We start from the raw sequence: 18,856 nt of genomic DNA on the forward strand, positions 1-18,856 counted from the left end.
GGTTGTGTCTGATCATCGGGACGCCCACCTGCCGTTGACTGCCGCCCAGTCCGGTGTGTGGTTCGCGCAGCAGCTGGACCCGGAGAACACGACCTTCAACACCGGCGAGTTCATGGAGATCGACGGCCCGGTGGACGTCTACCTCTTCGAGGCGGCGCTGCGCCGGGTGGTGGACGAGATCGAGGCGCTGCGCGTGCGGTTCACCACCGTCGACGGTGCGCCCGCGCAGTACGTCGTGGACTCCACCGAACTCGGCTGGCAGCTGGACCGGGTCGACCTGACCGGGGAGCGCGACCCCTGGGCGGCGGCGCGCGAGTGGATAGACGCCGACCTGGCCCGCCCGCTGGACCTGCTGCACGACCGGCTCTTCCGCTTCGCGCTCCTCAAGCTCGCCGAGGACCACTACCTCTGGCTCTACCGCTACCACCACATACTCGTCGACGGCTTCAGCGTGGCCGCCGTGGGCCACCGCACCGCGGAGGTCTACTCCGCGCTGGTCGCCGGCGAGCCGGTGAGCGAGAACCCCTTCGGTCCGCTGGAAGCGCTGCTGGACAAGGAGATCGGCTACCGCGACTCCAAGAAGTACGGCGTCGACCGGGACTACTGGGTGGAGCGGATGGCCGGCTGCCAGGAGCCGGTCAGTCTCTCCGGCAAGCCCCTCACGCCCGTCCGCGGGCTGGTGCGCCGGACGGAGTTCCTCGGAGCGGAGGAGACCAACCGGCTCCGCCGGCTGGCGGACACCTCCGCCATCCCCTGGCCCCCGGTGGTCACCGCGGCCATCGCCGTGTACCTCCAGCGGCTGACCGGTGTGGACGAGGTGGTGCTCGGACTGCCGGTGACCGCCCGGCTGGGCAAGGCGGCCCGCCGGTCGCCCGGCATGGTGGCCAACGTGCTGCCGCTGCGGCTGGCCGCCCCGGCGGGGGCCACCGTCGCCGAACTCCTCGACCGGGTCACCGGCGAGATGCGCGGAGCCATGCGCCACCAGCGCTACCCGCTGGAAGACCTCCGACGCGAACTGCGGATCCCGTCCGGAGCACGTCAGCTGGTCGGCCCGCACGTCAACATGATGTCCTTCGACTACGTGGTGCCGTTCGCCGGCCACTCCGCCCGGCCGCACACGCTCAACATCGGCCCGGCCCACGACGTCTCCTTCGTCGTCTACGACCGCGGGACCGACGGCGGTCTCCAGATCGACTTCGACGCCAACCCCGACCTCTACTCGGAGGACCGACTCGCCGCGCTGCAGCGGAGTTTCGTGGACTTCCTGCACCACCTGGGCGAGGCCGACCCGCAGGACGTGGTCGACCGGATCGAGATAGCCACCGACGGCGTGGCCGTGACCGCGGCCCCCGCCGCCGACCCCGCGGCGGCCCTGCTCGGCGGCGGTGTGGACGGCAGCGGCGCGGCGGCGGACGGCCGCGCCCCGCGGAGCTCGCAGGAGGCCCAGCTGTGCGAGCTGTTCGCCGAGGTGCTGGGCGTGGAGGAGGTGTCGATCGACGACAACTTCTTCCTGCTGGGTGGTAGTTCGCTTCAGGTCACCCGGCTGGTGAGCCGGATCCGCTCGGTCTTCAAGGCGGAGCTCACCCTGCGCACCGTCTTCGAGTCCGGCACCGTCGCGGTGCTCGTCGAGCGGCTGGGCCTGGCCGAGGAGGCGCGCCCCGCGCTCGGGGTGCGGGAGCGTCCGGCGGCCGTACCGCTGTCGCCGGCACAGAACCGGCTCTGGTTCCTCAACCAGATGCAGGAGTCCGGAGCCACCTACAACGACGGCGTCGCCATCCGGCTGACCGGAGAACTGGACACCCCCGCACTACGGGCCGCGCTGCACGACGTGGCGGCCCGCCACGAGAGCCTGCGGACGGTCTTCCCCGAGGTCGACGGGGAGCCGCGGCAGCACGTCCTCGACGCCGAGGACGCCCGCCCGGAACTGACCGTCACATCGGTCACCGGCGAGGAACTCGACGCGGCGCTGGCCGAGGCGGCCCGGCAGGGGTTCGACCTCGCCACCCAGACCCCGCTGCGCGCCACCCTCTTCCGGCTCGGCGCGGAGGAGCACGTCCTGCTGGTGGTCATCCACCACATCGCCGGTGACGGGTGGTCGGCGGCCCCCTTCACCCGGGACCTGTCCACCGCCTACACCGCCCGCCACCGGGGCGCCGCTCCGGAGTGGACGCCGCTGCCGGTGCAGTACGCCGACTACACCCTCTGGCAGCGGGAACTCCTCGGTGCGGAGGACGACCCGGGCAGCGTCCTCGCCGAACAGCTGGACTACTGGCGCTCCACGCTCGCCCACCTCCCCGAGGAGCTGGAACTCCCCACCGACCGGCCGCGCCCCGCAGTGGCCAGCTACCGCGGTGGGCGGGTGCCGTTCCATCTGTCGGCGGAGAGCCACGCCCGGCTCACCGAACTGGCCGCCGAGAGCGGCAGCAGTATGTTCATGGTGGTTCAGGCGGCGGTGGCGGCGTTGTTGACGCGGTTGGGTGCCGGGGTGGACGTGCCGGTGGGGAGTGTGATCGCCGGTCGTACGGATGAGGCGTTGGAGGACCTGGTCGGGTTCTTCGTGAACACCCTGGTGCTGCGGACGGATGTCTCCGGTGACCCTTCCTTCCGGGAGTTGCTGGGTCGGGTTCGGGAGACGGATCTGGCGGCGTACGCGCATCAGGACGTGCCGTTCGAGCGGTTGGTGGAGGTGTTGAGTCCGGCGCGGTCGCTGGCCCGGCACCCGCTCTTCCAGGTGGCGCTGGCCCTGGACGACAACGCCGACCCGGTGCTCGACCTGCCCGGACTCGCCGCCGAGGCCAGCCCGATGGACACCGGCACCGCCAAGTTCGACCTCTCCTTCCACCTCGGCGAGGCCTTCGCGGCCGATGGTGCGGCGGCTGGTCTGGACGGCAGTGTCGAGTTCGCGGTGGATCTGTTCGACCGGTCGACGGTGGAGGGGATCGCGGATCGTCTGGTGCGGTTCCTGGAGGCGGTCGCCGCTGATCCGGATGTGCGGGTCGGTGGGGTCGAGGTGTTCGGCCCGGGTGAGCGGGAGCGGGTGCTGGGGGAGTGGAACGCCACCGCGGCCGAGGTGCCGGGGCAGACCTTCCCCGAACTCTTCGCGGCCCGGGTGGCGGAGGACCCCGAGGCGCCGGCGGTGCTCTTCGACGGCGGTCAGCTGACCGCGGCGGAGCTCGACGGCCGGGCCAACCGGCTCGCCCGGTACCTCTCCGAACGCGGCGTCGGCCCGGAGGGGTTCGTGGCGCTGGTGTTGCCGAGGTCGGTGGAGATGGTGGTGGCCGCGCTGGCGGTCATGAAGGCGGGGGCGGCCTATCTACCGGTCGACCCGGCCTACCCCGACGAGCGCATCGCCTACATGTTCGAGGACGCTCGCCCCGTCTTCGTGCTGAGCACCAGCGAGTTCGTCGACCGGGTGCCCACGGGTGCGGGCCCGCGGGCCCTCCTGGACATCCTCGACGTCTCCGCCTGGCCGAACGCCACCCCGCACGTGGAACTCTCCACCGCCAACCCGGCCTACGTCATCTACACCTCGGGTTCCACCGGCCGGCCCAAGGGGGTGGCGGTGTCCCACTCCGGTATCGCCAGCCTGCTCGCCAGCCAGCGTTCCGCCTTCGGGGTCGGTCCTGGTTCGCGGGTGCTGCAGTTCGCCTCCCCCAGCTTCGACGCCGCCTTCTGGGAACTCTGCATGGGGTTGTTGTCGGGTGCGGCGTTGGTGGTGTCGTCGGCGGAGCGGTTGGCTGCTGGTGAGGTGTTGGCTTCGACGTTGTCGGGGTTCGGGGTGACGCATGCGACGTTGCCGCCGGTGGTGTTGGCGGCGATGGGTGGTGCTGGGTTGCCTGAGGGCATGGTGTTGGTGACGGCGGGTGAGGCGTGTTCGGCTGAGTTGGTGGGGCGTTGGGCTCCGGGTCGGTTGATGGTGAACGCTTATGGTCCGTCGGAGTCGACGGTGTGCGCGACGATGAGTGGGCCGTTGGTGGCTGATGGGGTGGCGCCGTCGATTGGTGGTCCGGTGGTGAACACGCGGGTGTTCGTGCTGGATGAGTGGTTGCGTCCGGTGGTGCCGGGTGTGGCTGGTGAGTTGTATGTGTCTGGTTGTGGTTTGGCTCGGGGGTATGTGAATCGGCCGGGGTTGTCGGCGGAGCGTTTTGTGGCGCATCCGTTCGGTGGTCCGGGGGAGCGGTTGTATCGCACGGGTGATGTGGTGCGGTGGGCTGCGGATGGTCGGTTGGAGTATGTGGGTCGGGTTGATGATCAGGTGAAGGTCCGGGGTTTCCGGATCGAGTTGGGTGAGATCGAGGCCGTGTTGGCGCAGCACGTGGGTGTTGGCCAGGTGGCTGTTGTGGTGCGGGAGGATCGTCCGGGGGACAAGCGGTTGGTGGCGTATGTGGTTGCTGCTGATGCTGCTGGTGGTGTTGATGTTGGTGGGTTGCGGGGGCATGTGGCGGGGGTGTTGCCGGACTATATGGTTCCGGCGGCGTTCGTGGTGTTGGATGCTTTGCCGGTGACGGCGAACGGGAAGTTGGATCGGCGGGCGTTGCCGGTTCCGGAGTTCGGTTCGTCGGTGGGGAGTCGGGCTCCGCGGTCGACGCAGGAGGAGATCCTGTGTGGGTTGTTCGCGGAGACGCTTGGTGTGGAGCGGGTCGGTATCGATGACAGCTTCTTCGAACTCGGCGGCCACTCGCTGCTCGCCACCCGGCTGATCAGCCGGGTGCGCACCACCCTCGGTGTCGAACTCACCGTGCGCAGCCTCTTCGAAGCCCCCACGGTCGCGGCCCTCGCCGCCGCGCTCGGCACCGCCGGCGGCGCCCGGGAAGCGCTGCGCCGGATGGAGCGCCCCGCCGTGCTCCCGCTCTCCCACGCGCAGCGGCGGCTCTGGTTCCTCGGCCACTTCGACGGCCCGAGCGGCACCTACAACCTCGGCCTCTCGCTCCGGCTGAAGGGCGCGGTGGACGCCGAGGCGCTCCGCGCCGCCCTCGCCGATGTCGCCGAACGTCATGAGAGCCTGCGCACGATCTACCCCGACGAGGACGGCCACCCCCGCCAGGTGATCCTGGACAGCGAGGCCGCCCGGCCGGAGCTGCGGCTGAGCACCGTCTCCCCGGAGGAGTTGGACAGCGTCCTCTCCGAGACCGCCGCCACCGGCTTCGACATCGTCAACCAGACCCCGCTGCGCGCCGAACTCTTCACGGTCGGTCCGGACGACCACGTGCTGCTGGTGCTCCTGCACCACATCGCCGGTGACGGCTGGTCGCTGGCGCCGCTCGCCCGGGACCTGAGCGAGGCGTACCGGGCCCGGACCGCCGGCGGTGCGCCGGAGTGGGCACCGCTGCCGGTGCAGTACGCCGACTACACCCTCTGGCAGCGGGAGGTGCTCGGCGACGAGGAGGACCCGGACAGCGCCCTCGGCAAGCAGCTGGAGTACTGGCGGGAGCGGCTCTCGGGCCTGCCGGAGGAACTGCCGCTGCCCACCGACCGCCCCCGGCCGCCGCGGATGAGCTACCGCGGCGACACCCTCCCGTTCACCCTCCCGGCCGCGCTGCACCGCCGCCTCACCGCGCTGGCCAGGGAGACCGGCACCAGCCTCTTCATGGTGGTGCAGGCCGGTCTCGCCGCGCTGCTCACCCGGCTCGGTGCCGGGACCGACGTGCCGCTCGGCTCCCCGATCGCCGGTCGCACCGACGAGGCGCTCGACGATCTGGTCGGCTTCTTCGTCAACACCCTGGTGCTGCGGACAGACACCTCCGGCGACCCGTCCTTCCGGGAGTTGCTGGCCCGGGTGCGGGAGACCGACCTGGCCGCGTACGCGCACCAGGAGGTGCCGTTCGAGCGGCTGGTGGAGGCGCTCAACCCCGAGCGTTCGCTCGCCCGCCACCCGCTCTTCCAGGTGTCCGTGTCGGTGCAGAACTCGCCGGAGGCCGCCGTGGAGCTGCCCGGCGTCCGGGTGAGCCGGCAGCCGGTGTCGATCGACACCGCCAAGTTCGACCTCGCCTTCACGCTGGAGGAGAGCTACGACGGGGGTCTGGAGTCCGGCATCCTCGGCTCCGTCGAGTACGCCCGGGACCTCTTCGACCGCGAGACCGTGGAGGGCCTCGCCGACCGGCTGGGCAGGCTGCTGGAGAGCGTCGCGGCGGACCCCGAGGCGCCGATCGGCGCGGCCGAGGTCCTCTCCGAGGAGGAGCGGCGCCAGCTCCTCGAGGAGTGGAACGACACCGCCCGCCCGATCGAGCCGGTGAGCCTCCCGGACCTCTTCCGCGCTCAGGTGAGCCGCACCCCGGACGCACCGGCGGTGATCCACGAGGGCGAGGAGATCTCGTACACCGAGCTCAACGCCCGGGCCAACCGGCTGGCCCGGCTGCTGATCCAGCGTGGGGTGGGCCCGGAGCGGGTGGTGGCGCTCGCGCTGCCCCGCTCGGTGGAGATCGTCGTCGCACAGCTCGCGGTCGGCAAGGCTGGCGCCGCCTACCTGCCGATCGATCCGGACTACCCCGCCGAGCGCATCGGCTACATGCTCTCCGACTCCCAGCCGGCGCTGCTGCTGACCGATTCGGCGGCGGCCGAGGGGCTGCCGGACGCCGGCCCGGTCCCCGTGCTGCTGCTGGACCGGACCGACCTGTCCGGCTACCCGTCCACCGACCCCGGTGCGGAACTGCCGCTGGCCCACCCCGCCTACGTCATCTACACCTCCGGCTCGACCGGTCGCCCCAAGGGCGTCATGGTCACCCACGAGGGCATCGCCAGCTTCGCGGCGGCCGAGGTGGAGCGGTTCGCGGTGGACGGCGACAGCCGGGTGCTGCAGTTCGCCTCACCCAGCTTCGACGCCTCGGTGCTCGAGATCTGCATGACCTACGCGGCCGGCGCCGCGCTCGTCGTACCGCCGCCCGGCCCCCTCGCCGGCGAGGTGCTGGCCGACCTGCTGGAGGAGTCCGGGGTCACCCACGCGCTGATCCCCCCGGCCGCGCTGGCGAGCGTTCCCGACCGCGACTTCCCGGCCTTCCGTTCGCTCGTGGTCGGCGGTGACGCGACCTCGGCCGAACTGGTGGACCGCTGGGCCCCCGGCCGTCGGATGGTGAACGCCTACGGCCCGACGGAGTCGACCGTGGCCGCCACCACCAGCGGTCCGCTCACCCCCGGGCAGGGCCTGCCGCCCATCGGCACCCCCATCCCGAACAGCCGGGTGTACGTGCTGGACGAGGGCCTGCGGCCGGTCCCCGCGGAGACCCCCGGCGAGCTCTACATCGCCGGTGTGGGTTTGGCTCGGGGGTATCTGGGTCGGCCGGATCTGTCGGCGGAGCGGTTCGTGGCCAGTCCGTTCGGTGGTCCGGGTGAGCGGATGTACCGGACCGGCGATGTGGTGCGGTGGGCCGGAGACGGCCAGCTGGAGTACCTGGGGCGTGCGGACGACCAGGTGAAGGTCCGCGGTTTCCGGATCGAGCTGGGTGAGATCGAGACGGTGCTGGCCCAGCACCCGTCGGTGGCCCAGGTGGCGGTCGTGGTCCGGGAGGACCAGCCCGGTGTCAAGCGGCTCGCCGGCTATGTGGTGCCCACCGACCCGGGCGACCTGGAGGACAGCGGCGCGCTCGCCGGTGTGCTGCGTGGGCATGTGGCGGGGTTGTTGCCGGAGTATATGGTTCCGGCGGCGTTTGTGGTGTTGGGTTCGTTGCCGTTGACGGGTAATGGGAAGTTGGATCGTCGGGCTTTGCCGGCGCCTGATTTCTCGTTGGTCGTTGGTGATGATCGGGAGCCGGGTTCGGTTCGTGAGGAGTTGTTGTGCTCCCTGTTTGCTGAGGTTCTGGGCTTGGAGCGGGTTGGTGTCGGGGACAGTTTCTTTGAGCTGGGTGGGGACAGTATTGTCTCGATTCAGTTGGTGTCTCGGGCGCGTAAGGCTGGTTTGTTGTTGACGCCTCGTGAGGTGTTTCAGCATCGGACGCCGGAGGCGTTGGCGGGGGTTGCGGTCGCGGTTGGGGATTCCGTGGCTGGTGTGGTTGAGGATCCGTTGGCGGGTGTTGGGCCGGTGGTGGCTACTCCGATTGTGGAGTGGTTGCGTGAGTTGGGTGGTCCGGTCGACGGGTTCAATCAGTCGATGTTGGTGCAGGCTCCGGTTGGTTGTTCTGAGGAGTTCCTGGTTGGGGCTTTGCAGGCGGTGGTGGATCGGCATGATGCGCTGCGTCTGCGGTTGGATCGGGGTTCTGCTGACTCGTCTTCGGGTTCTGGTTGGTCGTTGGAGGTTCGGCCGGCTGGTTCGGTGGTTGTGGGGGATGTTTTCCGGCGGGTTGCGCTGGATGGTGCGGATATTGCGGGTGAGGCTCGGGCGGCTCAGGGTCGGTTGGATCCTGGTGCTGGTGTGATGTTGCAGGTGGTCTGGTTCGATGGTGGGCCGGGTCGGGCTGGGCGTTTGTTGTTGGTTGCGCATCATCTGGTGGTTGACGGGATCTCGTGGCGGGTTCTGTTGCCGGATCTTGCTGAGGCGTATGGGGCGGTTGCTGCTGGTGGTGTGCCGGTGTTGGCGCCGGTGGGTACGTCGTTCCGGCGGTGGGCTGAGTGTTTGGTTGAGGAGGCTCGGTCTGCTGGGCGGGTTGGTGAGTTGGGTGTGTGGTCTTCGATGTTGGAGGCTGCGGATCCGGTTCTTGGGGCTCGGGCGTTGGATCGGGAGCGGGATGTTGCCGGTTCGGTGCGTCGGGTGTCGTTGACTTTGGATGCTGAGTGGACGGATGCGTTGTTGACGCGGGTTCCGGCTGCTTTTCATGCGGGGGTCAATGATGTTTTGTTGACTGGTTTTGCTTTGGCGGTTGCTGATTGGCGGCGTCGTCGGGGTGGTGTGGGGTCCTCTGGGGTGTTGGTTGATCTGGAGGGTCATGGTCGTGAGGAGTTTGTTGAGGGGGTTGATCTTTCTCGGACGGTTGGTTGGTTTACGAGTATGTTCCCGGTTCGGCTTGATGTGGGTGTTGTCGAGTCAGAGTGGGATGAGGTTTGGGCTGGGGGGCCGGCTGCTGGTCGGGCGTTGAAGGCTGTGAAGGAGCAGTTGCATTCGTTGCCTGATCGTGGTCTTGGGTTTGGTTTGTTGCGGTATTTGAATCCGGAGACGGCTGGGGTTTTGGCTGGCGGGGCTGTTCCGCAGGTCGGGTTCAATTATTTGGGCCGGTTTGATGCGGCGGATGGTTCTGGTGATGGGGCTGTCGCTGATTGGGCTGTGCGGAGTGACGTCGATCTGGGTGATGGGCGTGATCCGGGTATGCGGTTGCATCATGCGTTGGATGTGAACGCGGTTACTCAGGATCATGTGGATGGTCCTCGGTTGGTGGCTGGTTGGTCCTGGCCTGAGGAGTTGTTCACTGAGGTTGAGGTTCGGGAGTTGGCTGAGGGCTGGTTCCGGGCTTTGAAGGCTTTGGTGACGCATAGTGAGGATCCTGAGGCGGGTGGCTACACGCCGTCCGACCTCCCGCTGGTCAACCTCAGCCAGCACGACATCAATCTTGTGGAAGCCGAGTGGGGGATGTTGAAGTGACGAAGTCCGGCCTGGAGGACATCCTTCCGCTGTCGCCGCTGCAGCAGGGGCTGCTGTTCCACGCGGTCTACGACGAGGAAGCCTCGGACGTCTACACCGTGCAGCTCGCCTTCGAGATCGAGGGCCGGCTGGACACCGAAGCGCTGCGTGCGGCCGCCGAGGCCCTGCTGCGGCGCCACGCCAACCTCCGCGCGGCCTTTCTCTACGAGAAGCTCGACGAACCGGTGCAGGTCATCCCTTACGAGGTGGAGCTGCCCTGGGCCGAGCACGATCTCAGCGACCTGCCGGAGAACGGCCGCGTCCCGGCCCTGGAGCGCTGGCTGGCCGAGGACCGCGCACGGCGCTTCGACCTCCGCCGCCCGCCGCTGATGCGGTTCGCGCTGATCACCATGGGGCCGGACCGCTACCGGTTCGTCATCACCAACCACCACATCCTGCTCGACGGCTGGTCGATGCCGGTACTGGTCACCGAGTTGTTCGCGCTCTACGCCGAGCGCGGCGACGACACCTCGCTACCGAGGATCACTCCCTACCGGGAGTACCTGGCCTGGCTGGCGAAGCAGGACCGCACCGCCGCCGAGACCGCCTGGCGGCAGGTGTTCAGCGGCCTGGAGGAGCCGACGATGGTCGCCCCCAGCGACCACGACCGCGGTTCCGCGGTGCCGGACCGGGTGACCGTCGACCTTCCGGCGGAGCTCACCCGGGACCTCACCGCCCGGGCCCGTACCGGTGGCTACACCCTCAACACGCTGCTGCAGGCTGCCTGGGCGCTGGTGATCGGTCAGCTCACCGGCCGCGAGGACGTCGTCTTCGGCGGCACCGTCTCCGGCCGTCCGCCGGAGATCCCGGGCATCGAGTCGATGGTCGGGCTGTTCATCAACACCCTGCCGGTCCGGGTCCGGCTGGACCCGGCCGAGAGCCTCGGCGAACTGCTCACCCGGCTCCAGACGCAGCAGGCCGACCTCATGGCCCACCAGCACCTCGGGCTGACCCACATCCAGGAGCTCGCCGGTATCGGCGAACTCTTCGACACGCTGGTCGTCTTCGAGAACTACCCGCTGGACTCCGCCGTACTGGAGATGCCGAGCAAGGACTTCCAGATCGCGGGCATCGACGGGCGGGACGCCACCCACTACCCGCTGATCCTCACCGCCGTGCCCGGTGACAGCCTCCAACTCCGCCTGGACTTCCGCACCGACGACTTCGACCGCGCCGCCGTCGAGGCCATGGTGAACCGGCTGGTGCGGGTGCTGGAGACCGCCGCCGAGCGGCAGGCCGAGCCGGTCGGCAAGACCGACCTGCTCTGCCCCGCCGAGCGCCGGCAGGTGCTCCGGGAGTGGAACGACACCGGGGACGACGAGCCCTCCGCCCTCTCCGTGCTGGAGTTCTTCGCCGCACAGGTCGGTTGGAGCCCGACCGCCCTCGCGGTGATCGCCGACGACGAGACCCTGACGTACGGGGAGTTGGACGGCCGCGCCAACCGGCTCGCGAACCGGCTGATAGCCGAGGGGATACGCCCCGAGAGCCGGGTCGCCATCCTGATGGAGCGCTCGGCCGAACTCGTCGTCGCCGTGCTGGCGGTGCTCAAGGCGGGTGCGGCGTACGTGCCGCTGGACGCCCGCTTCCCGGCCTCCCGGATGAGCGCCATCATGGCGGAGACCGGAGCCGCGGTCCTGCTGGCCGACTCGGCCGCGGACGGCGCCTCCTTCGAGCACAACGCGCAGGTGATCGAGGTCGGCAAGGTGCTCGACGGCGAACTCGCCGCCGACGAGGACGGCCCCGCCGAGGAGCCCGCGCCGGATGTGACGGTCCACCCCGCGCAGCTCGCGTACATCATGTTCACCTCCGGCTCCACAGGTCTACCCAAGGGCGTCGGGGTTACACACCGTGATGTGGTGGCACTCGCCCGCGACCGGCGTTTCGAGTCCGGGCACGAGCGGGTGCTGCTGCACTCGCCGCAGGCCTTCGACGCCTCCACCTACGAACTCTGGGCGCCGCTGCTGGGCGGCGGCAGCGTCGTGGTCGCCCCGCCCGGGGACCTGGACGCGGTACGCGTCCGGGACGTCGTCACCCGGCACGAGGTGACCGGACTCTGGCTGACGGCCGGTCTGTTCCGGCTGCTGGCCGAGGACGCGCCGGACTGCCTCACCGGCGTGCGGGAGGTGTGGACCGGCGGAGACGTGGTGCCGGCCGCCGCCGCCCGGCGGGTGCTGGAGGCCTGCCCGGGCCTGGTGCTGGTCGACGGCTACGGTCCCACCGAGACCACCACCTTCGCCACCACCCACCGGCTGGAGTCGGCCGACGCGGTGCCCGAGACGGTCCCGATCGGCCGCCCCCTCGACGGGATGGCCGTCTACGTCCTGGACGCCCTGCTGCGGCCGGTGCCCCCCGGGGTCCCCGGCGAGCTGTACATCGCCGGTCCGGGACTCTCCCGCGGCTATGTGAACCGCCCGGCGCTCACCGCCGAGCGGTTCGTCGCCCACCCCTTCGGCGCCCCCGGTGAGCGGATGTACCGCACCGGCGACGTGGTGCGCTGGAACGCCCGCGGAGAGGTCGAGTACCTCGGCCGCGCCGACGACCAGGTGAAGGTCCGGGGCTTCCGGATCGAGCTGGGCGAGATCGAGGCCGTGCTGGCCCGCCACCCCCGGGTGGCACAGGTGGCCGTCGTCGTCCGCGAGGACCGGCCCGGCGACAAGCGGCTGGTGGGCTACGTCGTGCCCGAGGGCGGAACGGACGCCGGGATCGACGCGGCCGAGCTGCGGTCCCTGGTGTCCGCCGCGCTGCCCGAGTACATGGTCCCCTCCGTCTTCGTCACCCTGGACACCCTTCCGCTCACCACCAACGGGAAGGTCGACCGGAAGGCGCTGCCCGCGCCCGGCGTCGAGGGGGCGCCGGTCGGCCGGGCGCCGCGGACGCCGCAGGAGGAGATCCTCTGCGGCCTGTTCGCCGAGGTGCTGGGGCTGCCCCGGGTCAGCATCGACGACAGCTTCTTCGACCTGGGCGGCCACTCGCTGCTCGCCACCCGGCTGGTCAGCCGGGTGCGCACCGCCTTCGGTGCGGAACTCGCGGTGCGGTCCCTCTTCGAGGCCCCGACGGTCGCCGCGCTCGCCGCGCTGCTCTCGGGCGCCGACGGGGCCCGCAAGGCGCTCCGGAAGGCCGACCGTCCCGAGGAGGTCCCGCTCTCCCCGGCCCAGCGGCGGCTGTGGTTCCTCAACCGTTTCGAGGGGCCGAGCGCCACCTACAACCTGCCGCTCTCCCTGCGGCTCACCGGCGACCTGGACGCCGACGCGCTGACCGAGGCGGTGGCCGACGTCGTCGCCCGCCACGAGACCCTGCGCACCGTCTTCCCCGACGTCGAGGGCGCCCCAGTGCAGCGGGTGCTCCCGGTGACCGAGGCGCGCGTCGAGCTTCCGGTGGTGCCGGTCACCGCCGAGGAACTGCCGGCGGCGCTGGAGGAGGCCGTCTCCGAGGGCTTCGACCTGTCCCGTGAGATCCCCCTCCGCGGGCGGCTGTTCCGCCTCGACGAGCGGGAGCACGTCCTGCTGATGTCGGTCCACCACATCGCCGGTGACGGCTGGTCGGTGGCGCCGTTCATCCGCGACCTGTCGGCCGCCTACCAGTCCCGGTCGGTCGGGGCCACGCCGCGCTACGAGCCGCTGCCGGTGCAGTACGCCGACTACACGCTCTGGCAGCGCGAGGTCCTCGGCAGTGAGGAGGACCCGGCCAGCGAGCTCGCCCGGCAGGTGGAGTACTGGCGTACCGCGCTGGCGGGCCTTCCCGAGGAGTTGGCGCTGCCGGCCGACCGGCCGCGGCCGGCCACCGCCAGCTACCGGGGCGCCAGCGTCCCCATCGAGGTGTCCGCGCGGACCCACGAGCGACTCGCCCTGCTCGCGCGGGAGAGCCAGGCCAGCCTCTTCATGGTGGTGCAGGCCGGTCTCGCCGCACTGCTGAACCGGCTCGGCGCCGGCACCGACATCCCGATCGGCAGCGTTATCGCCGGCCGCACCGACGAGGCCCTGGACGAGCTGGTCGGTTTCTTCGTCAACACCCTGGTGCTCCGCGGCGACCTCTCCGGCGACCCGGACTTCCGGGAGCTGGTGGGGCGGATGAAGGAGACCGACCTGGCGGCCTACGCCCACCAGGACGTGCCCTTCGAGCACCTGGTGGAGGTGCTCAACCCCGAGCGCTCGCTCGCCAGGCACCCGCTGTTCCAGGTGATGCTGGCCTTCCAGAACAACGCCGGCGCCGAGATCGACTTCCCCGGGCTGACCGCGACCAGCGAGCCGGTGGGCGTCGACGCCGCCAAGTTCGACCTGCTCTTCTCCCTCGAGGAGCGCTACGGCTCGGACGGCACCCCGGCGGGCCTGCACGGCATCGTCGAGTACGCCACCGACCTCTTCGACCGCTCGACGGTCGAGACCATCGGTGAGCGGCTGGCCCAGCTGCTCGACATGGTGGCCGACGCCCCGGACACCGCGCTCAGCGCGCTGGAGGTGCGTTCGGCCGCCGAACGCCGTCGGCTGGAGGAGTGGAACGACACCGCCCGGGAGGTGCCCGTCACCACCCTGCCCGAGCTGTTCCAGGCGCAGGTGGCCCGCACCCCGGACGCCCCGGCCGTACTGCACGTCCCGACCGGGCAGCAGAGCGGCACCGAGCTGACGTACGCGGAGCTGAACGCCCGCGCCAACCGGCTCGCGCGGCTCCTGGTCGAACGCGGTGCCGGCCCCGAGCGGCTGGTGGCGCTCTCGCTGCCGCGCTCGGCCGACATGATGGTGGCCGTGCTGGCCGTGCTGAAGACCGGCGCCGGCTACCTGCCGGTGGACCCGGGCTACCCGGCCGACCGCATCGCCTACATGCTCTCCGACGCCCGCCCGGCGCTGGTGGTGACCAGCGCCGAGGCGGCCGCCGGCCTGCCGGACGGCGAGGCCGGACCGGAAGCCGCCGAACGGCTGCTGCTGGACGACCCCGCGCTGGTGGAACGCCTGGCCGGGCAGTCGGCGGACGACCTCACCGACGCCGACCGGCGGCGCCCGCTGCTCCCGCAGCACCCCGCCTACGTCATCTACACCTCCGGATCCACCGGCCGCCCCAAGGGTGTGCTCGTCGCCCACCAGAGCGTGGCCGACCTGGCCGCCTGGGCCGTGGCGGAGATCGGCCCCGAGCGGCTCTCCCGGGTGCTCGCCGCCACCTCCCTCAACTTCGACGTCTCGGTGTTCGAGATGTTCGGCCCGCTGCTCAGCGGTGGGCGGGTCGAGGTGGTCCGCGACGTGCTGGCGCTGCTGGAGATCCCCGGCGGCGGCTGGAGCGGAACGCTCATCAGCGCCGTGCCCTCGGCGCTGTACCAGACCGTCGAGGGCGGCGGCGTGGAGATCGCCGCCGACACGGTGGTGCTGGCCGGAGAGGGACTCTCCGCGCACCAGGCCAACGCCATCCGGGCCGCCGTGCCTGGCTGCCGGCTCGCCAACATCTACGGCCCCACCGAGGCGACGGTCTACGCCACCAGCTGGTACACCGACGAGGAGATCGACCGCACCCCGCCGATCGGCCGGCCGCTGCACAACACCCGCACCCTGGTGCTGGACGCCGCGCTGCGACCGGTACCGGTGGGTGTGGCGGGAGAGCTCTACCTCGCGGGCACCGGTCTGGCCCGCGGCTACCTGAACCGCCCAGGGCTGACCGCGGAGCGGTTCGTGGCCGATCCGCACGGTCCGGCCGGCAGCCGGATGTACCGCACCGGCGACCTGGCGCGGTGGACCGCCGACGGCCAGATCGAGTACCTGGGCCGGGTCGACGACCAGGTGAAGGTGCGCGGTTTCCGGATCGAGCTGGGTGAGATCGAGACGGCGCTCGCCGGTCACCCGGGCGTCCGCCAGGTGGCGGTGATCGCCCGCGAGGACCGACCGGGTGTGCAGCAGCTGGTCGGCTATGTGGTGCGGGACGGCGAGGTGACCGCCGACGAGCTGCGCTCGCACCTGGCGGACTCGCTGCCCGACTACATGGTCCCCTCGGCCTTCCTCATGCTGGACGCCCTGCCGCTCAACCCGAACGGCAAGCTGGACCGCCGGGCGCTGCCCGCCCCCGACTTCGCCGCCCTGGCCTCCGGGCCCCGGCGCGCGGCGCGCGACGAGCGCGAGGAGCGGCTGTGCGGGCTCTTCGCCGAGGTGTTGGGGCTGGCCCCGGCCGAGGGCGAGGAGAGCGCGGCCGTCGGTATCGACGACAGTTTCTTCGCGCTGGGCGGGCACTCGCTGCTGGCGACCCGGCTGGTGAGCCGGGTGCGCACCGAGTTCGGTGTGGAGATCCCGGTGCGCGCCCTGTTCGAGACGCCCACCGTGGCCGGTCTCGTGGAGCTGCTGCCGCAGGCGGAGAGCGCCCGTCGGGCGTTGGCGCGGATGGAGCGTCCGGCGGAGATCCCGTTGTCGCCGGCGCAGCGGCGGTTGTGGTTCCTGGGCCGGTTCGAGGAGCGGAGCGGCACCTACAACCTCCCGCTCGCGGCCCGCCTCTCCGGTGCCCTCGACATCAGGGCGCTGGAGGCTGCGCTCGCTGATGTGGTGGAGCGGCACGAGAGTCTGCGGACGGTCTTCCCGGATGTGGACGGCCGCCCGCGGCAGCAGGTGCTGACGATGGACGAGGCCCGTCCGGGCCTGCCGGTGGTGCAGGTCGGTGCGGACGGACTGGAGGCCGCGCTGGCGGAGGCCGCCGGGGAGGGCTTCGATCTGGCGGTTGAGCCGCCGGTGCGCGCCCGGCTGTTCGCGGTGGGACCGGACGACCACGTGCTGTTGGTGGTGGTGCACCACATCGCCGGTGACGGCTGGTCGATGGCCCCGCTCGGCCGGGACCTGAGCGAGGCGTACCGGGCGCGGACCGCCGGCGGTGCGCCGGAGTGGGCACCGCTGCCCGTCCAGTACGCCGACTACACCCTCTGGCAGCGGGAGGTCCTCGGCGACGAGAACGACCCCGCCAGCGAGCTCGCCCAGCAGGTGGAGTTCTGGCGTTCGGAGTTGGCGGGGCTGCCGGAGGAGTTGGTGCTTCCGGTGGATCGGCCGCGGCCGGCGGAGATGAGTTACCGCGGTTCGACGGTGGATCTGGAGCTTTCGGCGCAGACCCACAAGCGGTTGGCGGCGTTGGCCCGGGAGTGCCGGGCGAGTGTGTTCATGGTGGTGCAGGCCGGTCTGGCGGCGTTGTTGAGCCGGTTGGGCGCGGGGGATGACATTCCGATCGGTTCGCCGATCGCGGGTCGTACCGACGAGGCGCTGGACGAGCTGGTCGGGTTCTTCGTGAACACCCTGGTGCTGCGGACGGATGTCTCGGGTGATCCGAGCTTCCGTGAGTTGGTGGAGCGGGTTCGGGAAGCTGATCTGGCGGCGTACGCGCATCAGGACGTGCCGTTCGAGAGCCTGGTGGAGGCGCTCAACCCGGAGCGCTCGCTGGCGCGGCACCCGCTGTTCCAGGTGATGCTGTCCTTCCAGAACAACGCCGCCGCCGAACTCGACCTGGGCGGTGTGCGGGCGGCCCCGCAGCCGGCCGGGGTCGACGCGGCCAAGTTCGACCTCTCCTTCCAGCTGGGGGAGCGGTTCGGGGAGGACGGCACCCCGGAGGGCGTCGAGGGCCGGATCGAGTACGCCACCGACCTCTTCGACCCCGAGACCGCCGAGCAGCTGGCGACCCGTTTCGTCCGGCTGCTGGAGGCGGTCACCGAGGACCCGCAGCTGTCGATCGGCGCGGCCGAGGTGCTCTCCTCCCAGGAGTGGGAGGAGATCCTCAAGGACTGGAGCGGTTACGACCGCACGGTGCCCGAGACCACCCTGCCCGCGCTGTTCGAGCGGCAGGCCAGCCAGACCCCGGACGCGACCGCCCTGGTCTGCGGCGAGGAACGGCTCTCCTTCGGGGAGCTGGACGCCCGGGCGAACCGGCTGGCCCGGCTGCTGATCCGCCGCGGCGCCGCTCCCGAGCGGAACGTCGTGGTGGCGCTGCCGCGCTCGGCCGACCTGATCGTGGCGCTGTTGGCCGTGCTCAAGTCGGGGGCGGTCTACGTGCCGCTCGACCCCGAGCAGCCGACTGACCGGCGGGAGTACCTGCTGCGCGAGACGGAGCCGGTGGCCGTGCTCACCGAGGCCGGTGAGATACGGGAGGAGGCCCAGGGCTTCTCCGCCGAGCCGTTGACGGACGCCGACCGCGGTGCGCCGCTGACGCCAGACAACTCCGCCTACGTGATCTACACCTCCGGCTCGACCGGTCGCCCCAAGGGCGTCCTGGTGGGGCACCGGGGCCTGGTCAACCTCTTCCACAGCCACTTCGACGAGCTGTACTCGGGGGAGATCGCGCTCTCCAACGGCCGTCGGCTGCGGGCGGCGCTCACCGCCGCCATGACCTTCGACGCGTCCTGGGACCCGCTGCTGTGGATGGTCGCCGGACACGAGCTGCACCTCATCGACGACGACACCCGTCGTGACCCGGTGGCTCTGGTCTCCTACGTGGCCTCCGCCGGCATCGACTTCATGGAAGTCACCCCCACCTACCTTGAGCAGCTGCTCGAACACGGACTGGTGCGGGACGAGAAGGCCCGGCCCAGGGCCCTGGCGCTGGGCGGCGAGCCGGTGAGGCCGGCGCTCTGGGCCGAACTGCGTGACACCCCGGGCGTCAACGGCTACAACCTGTACGGTCCGAGCGAGTGCACCGTCGACGCGCTCTGCGCCTGCACGACCGACACCTCACGGCCGCTGATCGGTGAGCCCGTCCCGAACAGCCGGGTGTACGTGCTGGACGAGAGCCTGCGGCCGGTGCCGCCCGGTGCCGCGGGCGAGCTCTACATCGCCGGTGTGGGTTTGGCTCGGGGGTATCTGGGTCGGCCGGATCTGTCGGCGGAGCGGTTCGTGGCCAATCCGTTCGGTGGTCCGGGTGAGCGGATGTACCGGACCGGCGATGTGGTGCGGTGGGCCGGAGACGGCCAGCTGGACTACGTCGGCCGCGCCGACGACCAGGTGAAGGTCCGCGGTTTCCGGATCGAGCTGGGTGAGATCGAGACGGTGCTGGCCCGGCACCCGTCGGTGGCCCAGGCCGCCGTCGTGGTCCGGGAGGACCGCCCCGGAGTGAAGCAGCTGGTGGGTTACGTCGTCCCGAACGGTGCGGCCACCGGCGACTCCGGGGAAGCCGACCTCGACACCGGTGTGCTGCGTGGGCATGTGGCGGGGTTGTTGCCGGAGTATATGGTTCCGGCGGCGTTTGTGGTGTTGGGTTCGTTGCCGTTGACGGGTAATGGGAAGTTGGATCGTCGGGCTTTGCCGGCGCCTGATTTCTCGTTGGTCGTTGGTGATGATCGGGAGCCGGGTTCGGTTCGTGAGGAGTTGTTGTGCTCGC

General features: G+C 70.8%; 2 protein-coding genes. Both read left to right on the top strand.

Translation table 11 applies throughout. The features are described 5' to 3' along the window. Nucleotides 1-4: 4 nt before the first annotated feature. Nucleotides 5-9,502, top strand: coding sequence for a non-ribosomal peptide synthetase (locus BGP73_RS19930; protein ID WP_170837896.1), 9,498 nt, complete (start codon nucleotides 5-7; stop codon nucleotides 9,500-9,502). Beyond that, on the top strand, nucleotides 9,499-18,856 hold a 9,358-nt coding region (locus tag BGP73_RS19935), incomplete at its 3' end, for a non-ribosomal peptide synthetase (protein WP_069816861.1). The genes BGP73_RS19930 and BGP73_RS19935, both read left to right, overlap by 4 nt.

This window comes from Streptomyces sp. TP-A0874, assembly GCF_001748085.1.
In the GTDB taxonomy this organism is placed as follows: Bacteria; Actinomycetota; Actinomycetes; order Streptomycetales; family Streptomycetaceae; genus Streptomyces.